The sequence below is a fragment of the Thalassospira profundimaris genome, assembly GCF_003326675.1.
GTDB classification, from domain to species: Bacteria; Pseudomonadota; Alphaproteobacteria; order Rhodospirillales; family Thalassospiraceae; genus Thalassospira; species Thalassospira aquimaris.
Genome location: NZ_JPWF01000047.1, coordinates 1 through 594 on the forward strand (window position 1 = coordinate 1; position 594 = coordinate 594).

General features: G+C 55.9%; 1 protein-coding gene. It reads right to left on the reverse strand.

Features of this window, described 5'->3' with window-relative positions; all coding sequences use genetic code 11:
• Positions 1-594 (reverse strand): Ig-like domain-containing protein (locus TH19_RS22850; protein WP_181846527.1); only part of this gene is annotated, 594 nt, incomplete at both ends.

The window sequence follows — 594 nt, forward strand, 5'->3', positions numbered from 1 at the left end:
AACCAGTCGAGGTGGCTACGTCTTCGCCATCCGCAGAAGTTGCAGTAACGCCAAGATCGAACGATCCGCTGAAGTCATCCGCAGGCGTGATCGTCAGACCTTCAAGGTCATCGGCACTCAGCGTCCAGGTGCCATCACCATTATCTGTACCGGCGGAAAGCTCCGCACCAGCCGGCACACCCGATATGGTGATCGACAGAACTTCTGAGCTGTCCGACAGACCGGCATCAATGCTGAGTGCAATTGAACCCTCTTCATTGCCCGATGCATCCGATACTTCAAGGCTCGGCGTATCTGCAACGCCGGCGACATCAACCGTAATTGTGTCACTAATGCTTGCCGTATCCTCGCCATCGGTCGAGGTCACGGTGATGCTCAGATCGAACGAACCGGAATAATCATCAGCAGGCGTAATCGTCAGGCCTTCTAGGTCACCGGAACTCAAGGTCCAGGTGCCATCACCATTGTCGGTACCAGCAGACAGGGTTGCACCATCCGGAACGCCGCTAATCGTGATCGTCAGCGTCTCGGAGCTGTCCGTAAGACCGGCATCGATGTCGAGCGCAATCGCATTGTCTTCGGAACCACTGGCAT